Source organism: Desulfosporomusa polytropa, assembly GCF_055380075.1.
The window spans coordinates 1,952,769-1,973,111 of the sequence record NZ_AP042400.1 but is presented as its reverse complement, the minus strand read 5'-3'; the positions used below and the strand labels follow the sequence as shown (position 1 = coordinate 1,973,111).

16 protein-coding genes, 1 tRNA gene and 2 pseudogenes are annotated in these 20,343 nt (G+C 41.7%); all 19 read left to right on the top strand.

The features are described from left to right. The first annotated feature begins 63 nt into the window (after positions 1-63). Positions 64-669 (top strand): cyclodeaminase/cyclohydrolase family protein, encoded by a 606-nt coding sequence (locus ACZ449_RS11095; RefSeq protein WP_464261069.1) that lies wholly within the window; start codon positions 64-66, stop codon positions 667-669. Positions 670-721: 52 nt separating this feature from the next. Then, positions 722-859: pseudogene (locus ACZ449_RS11090) on the top strand (hypothetical protein); the annotation flags it as partial. A 628-nt stretch (positions 860-1,487) separates the two neighbouring features. Continuing rightward, positions 1,488-2,813, top strand: coding sequence for an MFS transporter (locus tag ACZ449_RS11085; RefSeq protein ID WP_464261068.1), 1,326 nt, complete (start codon positions 1,488-1,490; stop codon positions 2,811-2,813). A gap of 209 nt (positions 2,814-3,022) precedes the next feature. Next, positions 3,023-4,498 (top strand): protein adenylyltransferase SelO, encoded by a 1,476-nt coding sequence (locus ACZ449_RS11080; protein ID WP_464261067.1) that lies wholly within the window; start codon positions 3,023-3,025, stop codon positions 4,496-4,498. Between the two features lie 112 nt (positions 4,499-4,610). Further along, on the top strand, positions 4,611-4,829 hold the full coding sequence (locus ACZ449_RS11075) for a small, acid-soluble spore protein, alpha/beta type (RefSeq protein WP_464261066.1): 219 nt from the start codon (positions 4,611-4,613) through the stop codon (positions 4,827-4,829). A gap of 216 nt (positions 4,830-5,045) precedes the next feature. Continuing rightward, positions 5,046-5,564 carry a hypothetical protein gene (locus ACZ449_RS11070; protein WP_464261065.1) on the top strand — a complete coding sequence of 173 codons (519 nt, stop codon included), beginning with the start codon at positions 5,046-5,048 and terminating at the stop codon, positions 5,562-5,564. A 288-nt stretch (positions 5,565-5,852) separates the two neighbouring features. Further along, the gene (locus ACZ449_RS11065; protein WP_464261064.1) at positions 5,853-6,704 is read left to right on the top strand and encodes a methyl-accepting chemotaxis protein; all 852 of its coding nucleotides are present in this window, start codon (positions 5,853-5,855) and stop codon (positions 6,702-6,704) included. Between the two features lie 306 nt (positions 6,705-7,010). Continuing rightward, the gene (locus ACZ449_RS11060) at positions 7,011-7,304 is read left to right on the top strand and encodes a hypothetical protein (protein ID WP_464261063.1); all 294 of its coding nucleotides are present in this window, start codon (positions 7,011-7,013) and stop codon (positions 7,302-7,304) included. Positions 7,305-7,327: 23 nt separating this feature from the next. Further along, the gene (locus tag ACZ449_RS11055) at positions 7,328-8,497 is read left to right on the top strand and encodes a S41 family peptidase (protein WP_464261062.1); all 1,170 of its coding nucleotides are present in this window, start codon (positions 7,328-7,330) and stop codon (positions 8,495-8,497) included. A gap of 176 nt (positions 8,498-8,673) precedes the next feature. Next, positions 8,674-8,758, top strand: a tRNA-Leu gene (locus tag ACZ449_RS11050). A gap of 757 nt (positions 8,759-9,515) precedes the next feature. After that, positions 9,516-10,787 (top strand): nickel-dependent lactate racemase family protein, encoded by a 1,272-nt coding sequence (locus ACZ449_RS11045; RefSeq protein ID WP_464261061.1) that lies wholly within the window; start codon positions 9,516-9,518, stop codon positions 10,785-10,787. Positions 10,788-10,899: 112 nt separating this feature from the next. Then, positions 10,900-12,129 (top strand): NAD(P)-dependent malic enzyme, encoded by a 1,230-nt coding sequence (locus ACZ449_RS11040; protein WP_464261060.1) that lies wholly within the window; start codon positions 10,900-10,902, stop codon positions 12,127-12,129. Between the two features lie 135 nt (positions 12,130-12,264). Beyond that, positions 12,265-12,354: pseudogene (locus ACZ449_RS11035) on the top strand (cyclic pyranopterin monophosphate synthase MoaC); the annotation flags it as partial. 717 nt (positions 12,355-13,071) lie between these two features. Next, positions 13,072-14,097 carry a molybdopterin-binding protein gene (locus ACZ449_RS11030; protein ID WP_464261059.1) on the top strand — a complete coding sequence of 342 codons (1,026 nt, stop codon included), beginning with the start codon at positions 13,072-13,074 and terminating at the stop codon, positions 14,095-14,097. 124 nt (positions 14,098-14,221) lie between these two features. Next, entirely contained in the window at positions 14,222-16,594 is a 2,373-nt protein-coding gene (locus ACZ449_RS11025; RefSeq protein WP_464261058.1) for a xanthine dehydrogenase family protein molybdopterin-binding subunit, read from the top strand. Beyond that, on the top strand, positions 16,591-17,082 hold the full coding sequence (locus tag ACZ449_RS11020) for a (2Fe-2S)-binding protein (protein WP_464261057.1): 492 nt from the start codon (positions 16,591-16,593) through the stop codon (positions 17,080-17,082). The genes ACZ449_RS11025 and ACZ449_RS11020 overlap by 4 nt, the downstream gene beginning before the upstream one ends. 64 nt (positions 17,083-17,146) lie before the next feature. Further along, on the top strand, positions 17,147-18,391 hold the full coding sequence (locus ACZ449_RS11015; protein ID WP_464261056.1) for an MFS transporter: 1,245 nt from the start codon (positions 17,147-17,149) through the stop codon (positions 18,389-18,391). Between the two features lie 52 nt (positions 18,392-18,443). After that, positions 18,444-19,313 carry an FAD binding domain-containing protein gene (locus ACZ449_RS11010; protein ID WP_464261055.1) on the top strand — a complete coding sequence of 290 codons (870 nt, stop codon included), beginning with the start codon at positions 18,444-18,446 and terminating at the stop codon, positions 19,311-19,313. A gap of 149 nt (positions 19,314-19,462) precedes the next feature. After that, a complete protein-coding gene (locus tag ACZ449_RS11005; protein WP_464261054.1) occupies positions 19,463-20,329 on the top strand; it encodes an MBL fold metallo-hydrolase in 867 nt (288 codons plus the stop codon). The last annotated feature ends 14 nt before the right edge of the window (positions 20,330-20,343 follow it).

The following is a 20,343-nucleotide window of genomic DNA, read 5'->3' as shown; positions in this document are numbered from 1 at the left end:
TACATAATCGCGAGTATACTAAATTTTGCAAGGATTTAATTAGGAAAAAAGGTGGAATGAAAAATGCTTGTAGATTTAAGTATTAAAGACTTTGCAAAAAAGGTAGCTTCCTATGAATCAGTAGTACCAGCAGGTGGTTGTGTTATGGCACTGTCAGGATTAATGGGTGTTTGTTTGCTGGAAATGTCTGTAGATTCGGCTTATGGACGCCCTGAGGGAGAACAGGTTGCAGAACTTTTTAAAAAAGCTAAAATACAGTTAACTGTGTTACATAGTGAGCTATTAACTTATATAGAAAAAGATGCTGAGGCTTATGGCAGGGTGCTTGCTGCCTACAAATTGCCGAAATCTACCTTAAAAGAAACAGAGCATCGCCGGGCTGAAATTCAAGTCGCCGCTTTGTCGGCTATCGAAATACCCATAAAAATAAGCGCAGCCTGCATTGCGGCATTGGAACCAGGCAAAATGCTGTTACCAAAAGTTAAGCAGGGTGTATTGGGTGACTTAAAAATAGGCTTGTTGGTGACTAAAGCAGGTATTGAAGGTTCTCTTGCCGCTGCCAGAATAAACTTGCCGCTAATCAAGGACGATAAGCTCGTCAAGGACTTGCAAGCACGGATTGCTGAACTGCAAATAAACTTTGATATGGCAATGGCTGGGTTAGAGTAGTTTATTTAACCGTTAAACTTGTTAAGCTTTCTGTTGGCGAGCTTGCGGAAAGTATCGGTTTAATGACCTTAACATCGGCGAAATCGGTGGGTTGCCACGGATTATGGATATGGGACAATGCAATGATGCTTATGCGGCAACCCAAGTGGCTGTTGCATTAGCAGACGCATGTAAGTGTGGATATGTGTAAAAATACCCGCCTAAAACGTTAAGTAGTAGGCGGGTATTTTAATTGCGGTTTAGTTTAATCCAAGTATTAGTCAGTATATCAATAAATATTTCAAACATTATTATAAAAACGAATATTAGAACAATATTCATATTGACAATCAGCGGTTAATTAGGATAAAGTATCATTAAAGACAAATAAAAACATTGTTTGATAATATCGAACAAAAACAGTCATGTTTCATCAAAAAAACTTCAAATTTTTTAGCAGCTTGATGTAAGACTAAAGTTAGCTCGGTTCAACAAGTCAGAGGCTTAATTCGTTGGCTAATAGATCGTTTGATGAGGTTGGTGTGTAAAGGGATAAATAAATCCTAGGATAGTGTTGCTAAATTTTACCGAATATTCAAAATTTAATGGTGCGATATACGCGTTTTTATAATAAAACAACGCAGTAGGATAATATAAAACGAAATGTTGTGCTAGTGTGACCTTAGTATCTGTGAGTTTATACTCCATGGATGCGGTCTTACTTAATAGAAAAGCTTGCGAGGGAGGTGACTATTCACTAAAAGGCGAGTAGATAGTTATGTAGCAGCCCGATAGTCGAAGTGGAAAAAGTTATTACAATTTTATGGAGGTGTAGTCGATTGGCAAATATAAGCTTTACTGAAGAACGAGAGAATCAGCTAATGAGTAAAATACGGTGGAAACTTGTGCCGTATGTTATGCTTTTGTACATTGTGGCTATGTTAGACCGGGTCAATATCGGTTTTGCTGCTTTGCAGATGAATAAGGATTTAGGGATTGGCGCTAGTACGTTTGGTATGCTGGCTGGTATCTTCTTTATAACATATTTCTTTTTTGAAGTCCCCAGTAATGTTATTATGCATAAAGTGGGTGCTAGGAAATGGATTGCCAGGATTCTTGTCAGTTGGGGACTAGTAACGGTTGTCCTGGCGTTTGCTCAAAATGTTACTCAGGTTGCAATCCTGCGAGCATTGCTCGGAGCCGCTGAAGCAGGTTTTTATCCTTGTATTGTTCTATATTTTACATTTTGGTTCCCGACAAAACATTTTGCCAAAACTATGTCACTATTTATGTGTGGGATGGCGTTGGCGAATATCATCGTTGGTCCAATATCATCCTGGATTATGGAAAACGTATTTTGGATGGGTTTAACTGGCTGGCGCTGGATGTTCATTTTGGAAGGATTGCCTGCAATAATCCTGGGTGTTATCACACTGTTTGTCATGGTGGATAGACCTGATCAGGCAAAATTCCTGGACGCTGAAGAAAAGCAATGGCTTATTGCGGAGCTTGAGCGTGAGCATGTAGCCAAGCAATTAAAGGTTAAAGTTGCGAATAAATGGGAAGTGTTTAAGAATGGCCGCGTGTGGCACCTAGCCTTCTGCTACCTCTGCTACGTTCTTGCACTTTACGGACTTGGAATGTGGATGCCGCAAATATTGAAAAATTTGGCAAAGGCAATGAGCTTGTCCAGTATCGGTCTAATTTCCACTATTCCATATATATGCGCTATTATTGCTATGGTTTACGTTGCCAAACGATCTGATGCCGCACAAGAGCGCCGTTATCATACGGCATTGCCTATCGGAATTGCCTTTTTCAGCTTGATTGGTTTAACAATGACCACTAATCTGATGGTATCTATGTTATTACTGTGCGTAAGCCAGGCCGCCATCTACTCATTTGTTGGCACATACTGGACACTGCCAAACATGTACCTGTCAGAAGCTACCGCTGCTGTCGGCATTGCGATTATTAACTCGTTCGGTAATTTAGGTGGGTTCTTTGGGCCTTATATGGTCGGATTCTTGAAAGAAGCGACAGGTTCGACCAACGCTGGTATGTATTTCTTAGCTTCATTCGCGATTTTGGGTACTATTTTGGTACTGGCAATCCCGAAAAAGGAAGCTGCCGCCGAATCGTTAAAAACAGATGTGAACGCATAAATTATAAAGTAATAATAAGCAGAGACGTACACACGTCTCTGCTTATTATTTATAATGATATCCTGGTCGGTATAATAAATTTCCCTAAGTAGACACTAAAAAGGGTTGCCTCGTGTTAGTAGAGGCAGTAAATAATTAAAAAATCATAGAATGCCTTCGGCTTTCGTTTTATGTAAAAAAACTGGGATTAAAAAGTAAGAGGAGGTACGATGATAAAGGGGAAAGCAACAATAGAAATAGGCTGGAACTTAGACAACAGCTATGCCCGGCTGCCAAAATCATTTTTTAGCAGCCTCAAACCAACCCCCGTACGTTCACCGAAGTTGATAATTCTTAATAACCCCTTGGCAACATTCCTAGGGTTGAATATCCAGGCGTTGCAAAGCGACGAGGGCGTAGAGATGCTTGCCGGTAATCGGATTCCTAAAGACGCTTTGCCGCTTGCCCAAGCTTATGCAGGGCATCAATTTGGGCAGTTTACGATGTTAGGGGACGGTCGGGCTCTGTTACTTGGTGAACAGATCACGCCCCTAGGTGAGCGATTTGATATTCAGCTCAAAGGTTCAGGTAAAACGCTATATTCCCGGCGGGGTGATGGCCGAGCGGCACTTGGACCGATGCTGCGTGAATACATCATTAGCGAAGCAATGCATGCGCTTGGTATTGCTACCACCCGCAGCCTAGCGGTGGTAATAACCGGTGAGTCAGTAATCCGCGAAAGTCACCAGCCTGGTGCAATTCTGACCCGCGTGGCTGCCAGTCATCTGCGTGTCGGCACTTTTCAATACGTTTCGGAATGGGGCACTATTGAAGATCTCCGGGTCTTGGCTGACTATACACTAAAGCGCCACTTTCCACACGTTGAAGCTGATGAGAGTCGATATCTTTCGCTGCTTCAGGAAGTGATCAAACGTCAGGCCTTACTGATTGCCAAATGGCAACTGGTTGGCTTTATTCACGGGGTGATGAACACCGACAACATGACTCTTAGTGGAGAAACCATTGATTATGGTCCTTGCGCCTTTATGGACGTCTATGACCCGACAACAGTATTTAGTTCCATCGACATTCAAGGCCGCTATTCTTATGGCAATCAACCACATATTGCAGAGTGGAATCTCGCGCGATTTGCTGAAACCCTATTGCCGCTGCTGCATGTGGATCAGGTACAGGCTGTCAAACTGGCCCAGGATGCGATTTCAGAATTTACTGAGTTATATCACTATAATTGGCTAGCGGGAATGAGGTCCAAACTGGGTATAGCTAACGAAGAGGCACAGGATGAATCCCTTATTGAAGGCCTCCTTAGTATGATGCAGAAGTATCGTGCGGACTATACCAATACTTTCCGCGCATTAACTTTTGATATGCCAGAGGATACGGTCTTGTTTAACACCACAGAATTTGATCAGTGGTATGATTTGTGGAAGGCGAGACTAGCCAGGCAGCAGGGATCGCAAGTTGCCTCACAGCAGTTGATGCAAAGCTGCAATCCTGCAATAATTCCTCGCAACCACCGGATAGAAGCCGTACTAGAAGCGGCAGTGAAACAAGGAGACTACAGCATGATGGACCGGTTCCTTGAAGTTCTTTCAAGCCCTTACGCGCACTCCCACGAACAAGCTGATTACTCCACACTGCCTGAGCCATCAACCCGTCCTTACCGAACCTTTTGTGGTACCTGAAAAATAGAGATAGACAATGAGTCGGTTAGGGTGGTAAGAAATTGATCATTCAATCTTTTTCATTGAATGGATATTCTAATCGTCGGTAAACCTAAAAGTAGGAGGGATTACCATGACAGAGAAATATAATTCGATGGAAGAGCTAGATGCGTCGCTGCCGGATAAGCATGCAGTTGCTGCTGAGCTCGGAATACCACTAGATCAAGGACATAATGAGGATTTGACTACCCGGGAAGTTGGGAAAATTGGAGGTAAAATTGGTGGCGCAAAAGTGAAAAAGTTGATTGAGATGGCTGAGGCTCAGATGGTTGAAACAAAAACTAACAAATAAGGCAAAAGGGTTGCCATTTTGCGCCGGTGAACAGGATTCTTCCCTGTCGTTGGAAAGATATTGAAGACTATTGAGTATCAAGGTAGAAAAAAGCCGTTGGGGTGGTATTATCACCTTAAACGGTTTTTTGGTATAGTTGAGAAGATTTTCATTAACAAATTTTTTATGCTATAATTAATTTGCTAATGACATATAACCAAATGAGGTGTTGCTCTAATGAAAAAGGTTTTGATGGTCTTTCTAACGGTACTGGTTGTGATCAGCTCAACTATCAGTCCAGCTGCTGCTGCCGATGGTAATGCGACTGCGGCTGTCGCTCTATTTATTGACACGTCCGGTCACTATATTCCGGGGGTGGATATCCTAAATAGGGCATTAAATGAGGTAATTCGTTTTAAGATAAACGTCTTGCTTTTAGGCAGCGAGGTACAGTCTGGGAATGAGGTGCTACGGGATCTTAGCCGCTGTAATATCAACAGTGCTGGTGATGCTACCCCAGAGGGACTGGCTAAATATGGGAAGGACCGCCATGTGAATTATATTGTTTTGGCATCTGTCCGTCCACTGGATGTGGCTCTTGATTTAAAGGCGTACTCTACAGCTGATAATGCTTATGTTGTGGATAAATCAGTTACCCGGCCAGATGGGACGGAAGCGGCACCGGTGCTGGATACGCTGTCCGACATGGTTGGTAATGAAGTATCTCAGGTTCTTCAGACCATCCATGGTTCTTAAGGTATTTAAAATCCTACTTGACTGAAAAGGACGGTTGATCATTTTCTGATCAACCGTCCTTTTCATAGTACCTTTCGCCTACTGCAACCCAAGTCTTTAAGAATAGTATTAGCGATACAATTCAATATTTCCATCAATATGAATATTGAAATAACATTCATATTGACAGCAAGCTATTAATTAGGATAAAGTATGATTAAAGACAAAAAATAACACTGTTTGACAAATAAAATAGCTTAAATTTAATAAATAGTAATTAGTGCCACATTATTATGGAGGGATAGTAGCATGAAGGATGAAAACGATGCTATAATGGAGCATTATCTTTACATGGCACCACTTTTAAATAGTTGGCTTTTTAGCGATATTGGTGTGAGTATTGTTGACAGAGAAAAGCACGTAACCTATATTCCTGGTAAAACGATGGATCTTCATGTAAAACAGGGTGATCCTGTTAAACCCACTAGTGGAGTTTATCGTGCTATGCAAGAAAAACGGCGAATAATCGGCAGAGTTGATAAAGCTCTTTATGGGCAAGGATACATAGTTGTTGCTAATCCGATTTGTAATAGTAAAGGTGAAGTAATTGGCGGCATCGGTATTCAGGAACCGACCGACCGCTATGACGTATTAAAAGAAATGGCTGGAGAGCTAAACGAGAATATCAGTATTTTAGCAAGCACCACACAAGAAGTGACAGCTCAAACGCAGGAAATTGCTACAGTTAGTCATGTAGTTTCGGGAGTAACACAGTCACTAAAAGAGCGGGTGGCTGAAACTGATCAAGTATTAGGGTTAATCAAATCAGTAGCCAGCCAGACCAATCTTCTGGGTTTAAATGCAGCAATAGAAGCTGCGAGGGTAGGAGAGCAAGGAAGAGGGTTTGGGGTTGTAGCTGAGGAAATTCGTAAATTGGCAACAAACAGTGCTAATTCAATCAAAAAAATCGAAGATATCATCACAGCAATTCAGTCTGACAGCGACAAAAACCATCGCGAGATTGCTCATATTGAAACAGTATTGGATCAAGTTGCACAGGCAGTATCTCTCGTGGCTAACTCGGTTCAACAAATCAGCGAAATGTCCTCACGACTTAATTCATTGGCTGATAACTTGTTTGATGAGGCTGGTGTAAAATGACAATTAGGGTCAAATTACCTGGTAAGATTGCGGAAAAAGTGAATAGTCATAAAATAGAGCTGGTTGGGGTAGTTTAGTAATCACCCCATCCAGCTCTATTTTAACAGGCTCATTTCGACGAGTAAAACGAGCCCGGTTAAGCTGCCAGGCAAGGGCAGGTGTTTTGGTTATGTCAAGAAGGTGTTGAGTGAAAAAACGCGAATTTTGTAAGTCATATCGTCAAGTAAGCATTAATTACGATACAATGGGAATACCCATTACAACCGACGACCTAAAATAAAGTTCACATGAATGCGAGGTAGTATTATGAGTAGAGAAAAAATGTTAAATAGAGAACTAATTGTTCCGACTATTAAAAAAGTTTGTTCTGAAAGTTATAAAAACTTTACTGTTTCAGATCTGATTCATAAAGGTGGACATCGGCACAGAGTAGACATTGAAGCAGATGGTTCATGTTTTTTTGTGGATTTCCATTTCAAGGAAAATGGAAGTACCTCAATTGATATATCTAGTGGGCATCACATGGATAAAAAACAGCAAATTAAGGTTGCTATATTAGGTGATCCCACCTGTTTGCTAGTAGAGCGATCAAAACAATAAAATGATAGTAAGGTTGGTGAATTATGTCAAATATGGATTGGCAGGCGGATTTAGATCAACTTGCTAAGGAGCTGCCCTTGCTACATAAAAATCTATTTTTCAATCAAGCAAGAGAACAATTTAGTGCCAACATAAACACACTTAAAGAATGCGTTAAAAATATGGACCGCTACAGAATTGTCATGGAAATTGCAAAAATTGTCGCAGCTGTTGGGGATGCGCACACTATGGTGGCATTGCCGCAACATAATCGTCTGCCTTTTACATGTTATTGGTTTCAAGAGGGAATTTTTATTACATCTACCCTGCCGAAATTCAGGGACTTACTCCATCATAAAGTAGTCAAAATTGAAGGGTTGTCAATTAATAAGGTTATTGAACGCTTATCTGGAATCATAGCCCATGAGAACCAGAGCTTTTTAATGTCTCAGCTTCCGGAGTATCTCATTTGTGCCGACGTTCTTCTCGGCCTTAATATAGCAGACAATGTCAAAAGTGTAAAAATAACACTAGAAAATTGCAATAACGAACAACTGGAAGTTATCTTACCGACAATCAAATACAGCGATTGGCAGTTGGATATATTATATGAAAAGGATGGAATATCTGAGGTACCTCTTTATAGAAAAAACAAGGATAAGTATTTTTGGAGTGAATTCGATCAGGTAAAAAAGCTGCTATATATTAACTATAATAATTGTAAAAATATGACAAGCTATACTGTCGAAGAATTTTCAAACCAACTTATACAGGATATCAAAAACAATGACGATATAGAAAAATTGGTCATCGATTTGAGAAATAATGGCGGCGGTAATTCAGAACTTTTCAAGGATTTTTTGAAATGGCTGAGTACTTTTGAACGGCTGAATTGTCAAGGCAGGCTCTTTGTAATTGTAGGTAGAGATACTTTTTCTTCCGCTTTGTTAAATACGTACTATTTAAAATTTAATACAAATGCTCTTTTTTTGGGTGAGCCAACAGGTGGTAAACCAAATTGCTACGGAGAAGTAAAATATCTATTGCTTAACAGCTCTGGTCTTTATATAAGATATTCTACGAAGTATTATGAGCTTATCGATGATAATTCTCTTCTTTCGTTCATGCCTGATGTGTCATTTGAAGTGACGTTTGCAGACTATCTCAAACATTTAGACCCATGTATCGATTGGATATATCAAGAAATCGATTAAGATTAAAAGGTACAATAGGATGTTACTTGTTCTATTTCTATCCAGATGGAAAGTATAACTTTCCCTGGATTGAACGACTAAGGCTTCTGCCAGCGTCCTAAGGGACTTGGCACAAGTCAAGTCTTTTCTTATGTTGACATAATCAAAACAGCTGGTATAGTATTGATTCTAAGGACGCGGGAGTGGCGGAACTGGCAGACGCACTAGACTTAGGATCTAGCGCCGTGAGGCGTGCAGGTTCAATTCCTGTCTCCCGCACCAATTCAACAATGACAAAGGCTTTCAGGATTTGATCCTGAAAGCCTTTGTTTTTTACTACAACAATAAAAAGGTAGAGTAAGGTTATCAAATATAATTTTTGAGTGGGGATAATATTCTTACGGAGATTCTACAAGTCTTAAATCCATGATTAATGTACTTAAACATAGAAAAGGGCATGCCGAATAAGTCGTCCATAGGACAACTTGATGGTAAATATTGCATTTTATTAAAGGTGATTCGAATTAGGTTGCGGGTGCCAGAATTCGATACCCTGAGCTTGCACCAGCAGAAGGGCTTTTTCTATCGTAATTTCATGATGGACAGGACGAATATCAGATTATTTATATAAACTAGGGTTGGTTTATATTGCAATTTCTCGTGAACTGAATATATTTGTACGATAAGAATTAGTCAAATGAAGTGTATAAAAATTGAGCAATAATGATAGAAATGCTCAATTTTTATACACATTTTAATGGATTAATATAAGATAAGCGGTCAACTGTTTTCTCGTAGTTTTCACTACTGTAACGAGCTTGTATTGATCGAATAAAGTTCTACAGGTAACGCCATTCCGAAATTTTCACATAGCAACCAGATGCGGCGAGGTTAATGGGCTTTCGAACGATTTCCGGCGCCATCTCCCCAAAGAGTACAAACACTGTCTTAGTGGCATAAAATTTGCATAATATGATCTTAAACACATTGCAAAACCGATTTCTTGCTGAAAGACTTAAATAAGGGAGGGGTAATGATTGTGCAAAAAAAATATATCTATAAGTATGGTAAGACTAAGGTCAACTTCACTCTGGATACAAATTTAGTAATCGATGAACTTTGTATTAAAGATTATCCGAGGTTGCCTGATCCTGTAGAGTCAGTCAAAGAGGCAATCCGTAACCCTATTGGGTCAAAACCATTGCAGGATATTGTAAAGCCTGGAGAGACAGTTGCTTTCATTGTCAATGATACTACAAGAGTTGCTAACAGCCATATTTTTATGCCTATATTGCTTGATGAGCTTAATGCGGCAGGGGTTCCGGACAAAGATATGTGGATTGTTTTCGCGCTTGGTACGCACAGGTTGATGACGGAAGAAGAAATGGTCGGTGAAGTTGGTACTGACGTAGCAAAAAGAGTGAAAATGTACAATAGTGACTGTAAGGATAAAAGCCAGTTTCAGTATTACGGTACAACATCATACGGCACGCCGGTTTATTTCAATAAAAAGGTAGTTGATGCTGATCATATTGTTTGTACCGGAAGTGTAGTACACCACTTTTTTGCTGGCTTCGGCGGTGGCCGTAAGGCTATGCTCCCCGGTGTCTCTTATTATGAAACTGTTCGAAAAAATCACAGTTTGATGCTTGATCCCAATGCCGTAATTGGCAAGCTAGAGGGAAACCCAATTTATCATGACCAAGTAGAAGGAACGGAAATGTGCCGGCCTTCCTTTTTGGTGAATGTCGTCCTAAACGAGAAGAAAGAATTTCTAAAAGTGTTCGCCGGTGATTATAATCTAGCTCATCAGGAATGCTGTAAGCTTGTGAATGACGTGTATGGAGTTCCAGTTGAGAAAGAAGCTGATTTGGTTATCGCTTCCTGTGGTGGCTACCCTAAGGATATCAACGTATATCAATTGCAGAAGACTATGGATAATGCCTGGTGTGCAGTACGTGAGGGCGGTGTGGTGATTATCCTTGGTGAATGTGCGGAAGGTTCCGGATCAGCAACATACGAAAAAACTATGCAGAAATATGCAACACCAGAGCAGGTAGAAGCTGCAGTCAAAGAGGATTTCCAAATAGGCGCACATAAAGCGTATGCTGTCACCCGGTTGATGAAAAAAGCTGAATTTATTTTAGTTTCTTCTATGGATCCAGAGCTTGCCAGACTGTTACTCTTCACACCAGCTAAAGACTTGGAAGAAGCGTTAAAAATTGCATTCACTAAACTAGGATCATCGCAGCCTAGTATCACCCTTATGCCAATGGGGAGCCTTACCGTTCCCTTGATCAATAATAGGTAAAAGCACATAAACAACAAAGAATTGGCAGCGAGTCTCAATATCATAAATTGCGATAGGATGAAGGACAGGAAATAACGGCGCTGCCGTAAAAAAAAGCGAGGGAGAATTATTTATGGACATTAGAGAAGAAGCATTAAAAGCGCATAAGGAACATCAAGGTAAATTGCAAGTTGGCAGTAAAATGCCACTCAAAAATATGCATGACCTCAGTATTGCCTATACTCCGGGGGTTGCTGAACCCTGTAAGGAAATAAAACTTAACAAAGAGCTTTCTTTTGAGTACACCTGCCGCGGAAACATGATAGCTGTCATTTCTGATGGTACCCGCGTTCTGGGTCTTGGTGACATCGGGCCTGAAGCTGCCATGCCGGTTATGGAAGGCAAAAGCGTGATTTATAAGACCTTTGCTGACGTAGATGCAGTGCCTATCTGTCTCGGTACGAAAGATCCGGCAAAAATCATTGAAACAATAAAGCTTCTTGAACCCAGTTTCGCTGGGATAAATCTTGAAGACTTTTCATCGCCTAAATGCTATGATATCGAAGACATTTTAAAAAAGGAAATGGATATTCCCGTATTTCATGACGACCAGCATGGCACTGCGATTGCCGCCCTTTCGGGCGTTCTGGGTGCGCTAAGATTTATAAAAAAAGACTTAGAAAACGTGAGGATTGTCGTTAATGGTGCGGGCGCTGCCGGAACGGCTATCGGCCGGATACTGGTCTATGCTGGGGCACAGGACGTTACCATGGTGGACGTGGCCGGAGCGCTGTATGATGGTATGCATGGATTAAACCGAGTGCAATCAGAATTGGCTAAAGATACGAACAAGGCTAAACAACAAGGGAATCTTGCGGAGATTGCTTTAGGGGCGGATGTCCTTATCGGAGTCTCTGCCCCTGGTGTATTTACTAAGGAGATTATTGGAAACATGGCGAAGGACTCGATCGTTATTTCTATGGCCAATCCGGTTCCAGAAGCTTATTATGCCGACGCCAAGGCGGCGGGAGCAAGAGTCGCCGGAACCGGGCGATCGGATGCTCCAAACCAAGTCAACAACTCATCGGTTTTCCCGGGTTTATTCCGCGGTGCTTTGGACGTAAGAGCGCGGCAGATTAACGAAGATATGAAACTAGCTGCAGCGTATGCTATCGCCAATATTATTCCCGAGAATGAACTGCGGGAAGATTATGTTGTCCCAGAAGTGTTTAATCCTGAGGTGGCTCCGGCCGTGGCCGCCGCAGTGGCGCGAGCGGCTATGGAAACCGGTGTGGCCAGGATTAAGGTTGATCCAGAAGAAATCAGAGTTAAAACCGCTACGCGGGTTAAGCTGGGCCAATAAGGACCAGGCTTTTTTCCCGGTCAGCGGTGGTTAGGGATTGCTCCTAAAGGAGATCAAACTAATAGAACTAACACATTCTTGCGTTTGCTATTGATGATGCGGCAAGTGCTATAGATATAACCGCCACTTTAAACCACGGGCAGAACCGGAGTGGAGATGGAGGCGTTGACAGTCGTATCTGTGGCCGTTCTAACCATTTATGACATGTGTAAAGAGGTAGATGAATGTTCGAGATGATTTGCTTTTGGATGCCTATATGTCGATATCTGCAAGTTTCGAAAAAATAACCAATTGGTGCCCTGCCTTGCATAAAGGTGGGGCTTATTTTTTGAGGTTTCTGCTCTAGTCAAAGTGGGTTTACATCGGCTGAAAGAAAGTCATTGAACCAGTAGTTTTGATGTTGATAATACTCAGAAACGATTTGTACGTTACAGAAGAAGGGATAAAGCAATACGGAATGTAGTAGATTCTTGCTTGTTCAAGCCGTTATGTAGTACCATTGTTAAAGAGAAACACCATCTTTGTCGTGTTTTGATGGTATCTAAACAATCGACGATAGGATGGTGTTTTCTATTCTTTTGGATTAGCTTTAAATAATTGCATTTTCTATGAACTTTTTCTAATCAAAGTGCGATTTCGTTAGGATAATGCAATATGCGAAAGAGAGAAATTTCAGAATTGTACATACACAAAGTTTACAGTAAACAAAAGTTTACAGTGAAAATAATGATGGTTTTAGGGACAGATGAGAGGGTGTGTATATTTTATGAGACAATAGCCTTAAGTTAAAATAAAGATTTATAAAGATATCATACCTTCTAAGGCCTGAATTTGCTAGATTTTTATTTACACGCAATATTGGCATTATACTTGCAATAGTGATAATTTAGAAATGATTGAAATTTATTTTTATACAGAAGTACTAGGTAGGGAGGCTTATATGTGAAACTGATTTCTGTCTATGAAGCAGAAGGAATGGTTATCAGTCATGATATTACTCAAATTGTACCGGGAAAAACCAAGGGGCGGGCATTTAAAAAGGGACATATTGTTCGCAAGGAAGATATTCCTAGATTGCTGGATATCGGCAAAGAGCATTTATATGTTTGGAATATGGATGAAAAATCGTTACATGAAAATGATGCTGCTTTCCAATTTGCTCAGGCTGTGGCTGGTTCAGGGATTGATCTATCAGAAGCTGCCGAAGGCAAGGTTGAACTTATTGCAGCTCAAACAGGTTTATTAAAAGTTGATGTACAAGCAGTAGAAAGAATTAACGACATTGATCAATTAGCTTTAGTTACGTTACATTCCAACCAAATAGTTATGGCTGGAAAAAAAGTAGCAGGTTGTAAGATTATTCCTTTGGTTATTGATGCTGACAAAATTAAAAAAGTAGAGGAACTAGCAAAATGCTTCCGGCCTGTAATGCAAGTTAAGGAACTCAATCCATGGAAGGTTGGTATTGTAACTACCGGCAGTGAGGTATATCATGGGAGGATCGCTGATCAGTTCGGTCCGGTCATAATGCGTAAATTCTCCGAATTGGGTAGTCAAGTGATAAGGCAGATTATTGTAAATGACGATGTCGCTATGATTGCGGGAGCAATACAGGATTTGATCGCAGAAGGGGCAGAAATGATCGTAACAACAGGGGGAATGTCGGTAGATCCGGACGATGTTACTCCGAGCGGCATTAAGGCAGCAGGTGGAGACCTCGTTATCTATGGCGCCCCTACTTTACCGGGAAGTATGTTCATGTTAGCATATTTAAATTCTGTTCCGGTATTAGGACTTCCTGGTTGCGTTATGTATCATAAAAATACTATTTTTGATTTAGTAGTACCGCGAATATTAGCTGGCGAGACACTTACCAGCAAAGACATTGTTAGGCTTGGTTATGGCGGACTTTGCTCCGACTGTGATGAATGTCACTATCCTAATTGTTCTTTTGGTAAAGGTGTATAACAAGGTTTTTGGGGGATAACAGTCTCTTGAATACAACTAAGATAAAGTGAAAGGAGTAGGAAAAACCAGAAAAGCCACTAAAGGTTACATTTTCCTTAATTTATCAAATCAAGGAGGTAGTAGTATGGCTGATTGTGAAAACTACAGTTTTATTGGTAAAAGTGTGCCGAGAATTGACGCTTATGAAAAAGCGACCGGCAAAGCTAAATTTGTAGAGGATTACCAAAATCAATTTAAAGATCTGCTTCATGTTAAGGTGTTACGCAGCCCACATGCGCATGCACGAATACTGAACGTTGATACCAGTAAGGCGGAACAACTGCCGGGCGTCGTTACGGTAATAAAAGGCAGTGATCCGGATGTTCCCTGGTACCATATTCCTTATGCTTCTAGCTATTATGGTAACCCAGCCAAAGATGAGGTTATCTGGGCAGGGCAAGCTGTTGTGGCTGTAGCAGCTAAAACACCTGAAATTGCAGAGCAAGCGTTGGAATTAATACAGGTTGACTATGAAGAGCTTCCTTATGTAACAGATCAAGAAGCTGCTTTTGGTCCGGATGCTATCCCTGTTACTGACCCTAAATTAGGGTTAGTCGCTGGATATCAGGGTTCGCAAAAAGAAGGTCCCAATGTACTTCAGAGTTATAAGCTAACGCTTGGCGACGTTGACACAGCTTTTAAAGAAGCGGATGTCATTCTTGAAAAGAAATTCGCCAATGATAAGAAATCTACAGCAGCTGTTGAATGCAATGGGGCAATTGTCGAATATAACCCTGATGGCGGTGTTACCATTTATACAAACGGATGTGGAGCTCACGGTGTAGTAAAGGATAAAGTTTGCACAATGTTCCCACATCTCCCTCAATCGAAAGTACGGGTAATTCAACCATATCAAGGCGGTAGCTTTGGAAATCGTCTGTTCCCACTTATCGAGCCGCTGGCAGTGCTAATGGCGTTGAGAACGAAAGGTACTATCTCTTATGTATTAACTCGTAAAGAAATGTTTACCTCTTCTCCATCCAACTGGCCTTGTGTAACAAACCTGAAAATAGGTGCGAAAAAAGATGGTACATTAATCGCCGAACAGTTCAAACTTGTGGAGAATACCGGAGCATCTATTAATAATGTATATGATGGAAGGTTGTCAGGCTCTGGATTACTGTGTGTATATAACGTACCTAATATTTTTGCGGATGGATATGCGGTAAGTACAAATACTGTGCCTTGTGCCCCTTATCGTGGTTTGGGTTGCCCCGAATCCGAGTGGGCGATGGAAAACTTAATGAATGAGCTGGCGGATAAACTGGGTATCAGCCCTGTTGAGATTAGGTTAAAGAACTTGCTCAAACGGGGAGACGAAAATGCCTATGGTGAAAAATTGACCAGTACCAGCGTTGCGGTTTGTTTGCAGAAGGTTGCGGAAGCTGTTAAACTGGACGAACCTTCCGTGCAGGAACCGGGTCCGTGGCGCAAAGGCAAAGGGATTGCTCTCGGCGGCAAACAAAATACCCCTCTTGGACGTGCGGAAGCGGATGTTCTTGTGCATTGCGATGGCAGCATTGAATTATTGGTTAGCTGTGATGAGCAAGGCATGGGTGTACAAACAACCTTGGCACAAATGGTTGCAACTGAATTCCAGGTTCCTATTGAAACTATAAAAGTAGTTAGAGCAGATACCGGTAGGACGCCGTACGATAACTTTGGTGCTTCCAGCCGTACGACTTATACTACGGGTAATGCCGTTGTCATTGCCTGCCAAGATGCTATTCGCCAACTGCAAGAAGCTGCAGCACGGGAAGTGGGTGTGGCAGCGAATAAGGTCACAATTAAAAATGGCAAGGCATATATAGTTGGGTGTCATATTGAAGAAATTCCTATTCCAGACCTGTTTAAGCCGTTCTCCTTCTTTACTCAGCAGATATGGGGTTTGCTCAGGGGAACTCCGGTTCGCGGCCGTGGCGTGTTCTGCCCGGCACCGGCTGTGCCTTGGTCAGGTCCAGGACATGAAGACGGACGGACGCCAAGGATGTGGAACTGGTATCAATTCAGTGCTTTTGCTTGCGAAATTGCTGTAAATATTGAAACTGGACAAATTAAACTGCTTAAACTAGCTAGCTGCGCCGACACTGGTAACCCCATTAATCCTAAGCTGGTTGAAGGTCAGATTGATGGCGGGGTTATCATGGCTCTGGGCTTCTCGGTGTATGACGGTCATATTTACCATGACGGCAGGTTAGTCAATCCTAATTTGAGCGATTACAGGGTACCTACCGTATTGGAAACACCATTGCAAAAAGACTTTATGCGCTTGATTTCCCCGGATCCGCTGCCGGATGGCCCGTATGGTGCGAAAGGTATGGCAGAATCGATTATGATTCCTGTTGGTCCGGCCATTGCTGCCGCCGTTCACCAGGCTGCAGGGATTCGGCCGACGGTTATGCCTATGACTGCTGAGCGTATCTTAGAGCTTATTAAAGAAAAGGAGGCTTCCAAATGAGAAATGCCAATATCGAAACAATAGTGGTTGATTTTGAGGTTAACGGGAAACCTTATACGCTGCATGTAGAACCTTATAAAACCGTATTGGAAGTACTTCGGGATGACCTTGGTCTTACAGGAGCAAAAAAAGGTTGTGACGATGCTAACTGCGGTGCCTGCACCGTTATTATGGATGGCAAAGCAGTTAAATGCTGCTCGATGCTCATCAGCCAGGCGCGGGGGAAAAAGATCGTTACTATTGAGGGTTTAGAAGGAGAAAATGGATTGCACCCTCTGCAAAAAGCCTTCATTGACCACTTTGCCATTCAATGCGGTTTTTGTACACCAGGTATGATTCTCACTGCTAAAGCTATACTGGATGAGAATCCGTATGCGACCGAAGAAGATATTCGCGAGGGCATGCATGGGAATATCTGCCGTTGTACCGGCTATGTAAAAATTGTTGAGGCTGTTGAGGCTGCACGGGATCAAATGAATAATAAGTAGATCAACCCAATTTTTACAAGTAGGCTTGTTTGTCATACGTGGCAGGATAGGGAGTGAGCTCGAATTGCAGCATTTCGATGCAAAATGGCGTGTCCTTGCTGGAACATTTATTGGCTATATATTTGACTGTTTAGATCTTACTTTGTTGGCAGTAGCCCTTCCTTATATTATCAGTGAGTTGGGGATATCACTAGTTGAAGCTGGTGCAGTTGGAACCGCGACTTTTTTTGGTATCAGTCTTAGTACTTTTGTGATTGGGTGGTATGCTGACCGATTTGGGAGGAAAAGCGCTTTTATTGCAAGTCTATTATCCTTTGGGATATTGACAGGCGCGATTGCGCTGGCGAATACTGCAACCCAACTAATAGTACTTCGTGTCCTGGGCGGTCTTTCCCTAGGTGGATTATGGGGAATTTGCGCCGCCTATATTAACGAAACCTGGCCGCCAAACCAAAGGGCATTAGCAACTTCTTTTGTTATAGGTGCAATGCCTGTAGGACAAGGGATTGCCGCTGCAGTGGCCTCAGTAATTATTCCGTTATATGGTTGGCGAGTGTTGTTTATCCTGGGGAGTACGTCAATATTGTGGGCAATTTTTATATATTTCTTCATGCCTGAATCCGAGGTATGGAAAGGTGAACGAAGGGCGCTAGCTGAGTCTGATGGAGTCAATAGCAAGGGTTCGGTATCAGTTCGCGAGTTGTTTTCTAAACAATTGATTGGAAGAACAATAGCGGGTACTTTGGCGGCCGGTTTTTCACTAACAGCGGTATGGGGGGCAGCTACCTGGTTTCCTACATTTTTAGTAAAGGAAAGAGGCTGGGATACGGTTACTATGTCTCAGTGGATGATGGTGTATAGTGTAGGCGCAGGTTTTGGCTTTTTACTTTCCGGTTATTTAGCTGATAAAATTGGTCGAAAAACAGTTTTATATGCTTTATTTGCCATCGGGACGCTGGCATTGCCTTTCGTTGTAGTGGCTCCTTCCGGTATACTGGCTTTTGTGGGTGCTCTATTTTGTGGATTTGCAATTTCCTTTGCCGGTCTTTTTGGAACAATCTTCGCAGAGATGTTTCCTACTCATATTCGAACCTTGGGGGCCTGCTTTTGTTTCAATTGCGGACGGGGAATATCGGCGTTAGGACCGTTTACTCTAGGAATAGTTGCTACTCAGTATAGTTTAGGCACAGGAATTGTTGTTTGTGCGCTGGGCTATCTTTTAGCAGCCATAACTACATTTTTTCTACCTGTTACAGGAGAAATTGCGAAAGTCCTGAGTGATGAAAAAAATACTACGCAAAGTACTTGAGATTGTGATAGTGGTCTGGAACTAAGTGATTATTGTCAAGGAGGTATGAAAAATGAAATTTGATTGGTATTACGAACCAACGAGTGTTAAAGAGTGTGTTCAGCTCTTAGACGAATATGGACCGGATGCTAAACTGCTGGCAGGTGGAACTGATTTGGTGGTTAGATTGCGCAGCCGTGCATTCAAAGTTAAGACAGTCATTAGTTTAAACTCTATCCCTGAACTGGGGCGCTTTTACAAAGCAGAAGATGGTTTGCATATCGGTGCTATGGCAAGATTAATGGATATTTCTAAATCGGAACTATTCACTGGTGTTTGGCAAGTCGTTAAGAAAGGTGCCGGAAATGTATCCAGTATGCAAGTTCGCAATGTGGCAACTATGGGGGGCAATACCTGCAATGCATCACCAAGTGCCGATACTGTGCCAGGTTTGATAGTAGCTGATACTGTTATTAATATTGCTGGACCACAAGGTGAAAGAAGCTTGCTATTAGAAGATTTCTTTGTTGGACCTGGCAAAACAGTATTACAGCATGGAGAAATGGTGACTGGATTCAAACTGCCTGTCTTCCAACCTGGTAATGGTGCAGTATATAAAAAGTATGCGATCCGTGGTGATACAGATATTGCAATCATTGGCGTAGGTGGACGGCTAAAACTGAATTCTAACGGTGTAATTGAGGAAGCTAGACTGGCACTGGGGGCAGTGGCTCCAACTCCACTCCGGGTTAGTAGCGTTGAAAAAATATTGCTTGGTAATGTACTTACCGATGAGTTAGCCGAGACGGCAGCACAAGCAGCAGCTGAAGCCTGTACACCAATTACTGATGCCAGAGCTACGAAAGAATACCGTCGGGAAATGGTTCGGGTATGGACGAGACACGTGCTGATCGAAGCCAATCAACAGGCAAAAGGAATATAGTATAATGAAAAACTGCATAATGTTGCCTGAGTTTCAATGCAGCATTATGCAGAAAAAATTTTTTACCACAAAACATACCAATTATTTCAATATATTATATTATATGGAAAATAAACATGAGCGTGATTATTAGTTAAGGAGAGATTTACATGCAACAAATAACAAAAAAAATTTTTGCAGCAACAAATTACCGGGGCTGCAATCCCGGTTATGTAGCAACATCTGACGGAGTAGTCTTAATTGATACTCCTCAGCTAATTTCAAAGATTATGGAATTGAAAGAAGAGATAAAAAACAAGGGTCCTATTCGTATGTTGATTCATACTGAACATCATATTGATCACATCTTCGGGAATCATTGGTTTCAAGGAATTCCGGTAGTTGCACATAGGGAAGTGCTGCCTGTATTCTGGAATGTACCCGCTTGGGATTCTTACGATTATAGTGTAGACGTAATCACCCGGCAGGATAGAGAATGCCTGCATCTTTTGCCAAGCCGCGCAGAATATGTGGTAAATAAGCCTAATATCCTATTTGACAATAATCTCAGTATCGATGTCGGAGATACTCGATTTGAGTTATATCATACTCCCGGGCATACCAAAGGCCAAGTCACTGTTTACATTCCTTCTGAAAAGGTTGTTTTTACTGGCGATACCATTTTCTCCGGTTGTCAAACTTGGCTGCAAGAGTGTGACCCGGATGTTTGGCTTAAAACTTTAGAATTTTTGTATAGTCTTGATATAGAGTATATAGTTCCAGGGCATGGACCAGTCGTAAAGAAAGACTATATCTTAAAACAGGGTAATTTTATTAGAGAATGGATGGCTTCCGTTGCTACTGGAATTTCAAAAGGTTGGAGCAAAGAAGAGTGCATTCAGAAAATTAGCTTCTTAGACAGATTCCCTGTTGACATCGGTCAAGAAGAATCCGGACCAATGATCCAGCAACTTAATGTATCAAATATTTATGACTATCTTTCAATAAAAACTGAAAGATTTAAATGGCCTTATTAGATTATAAGGGGCGC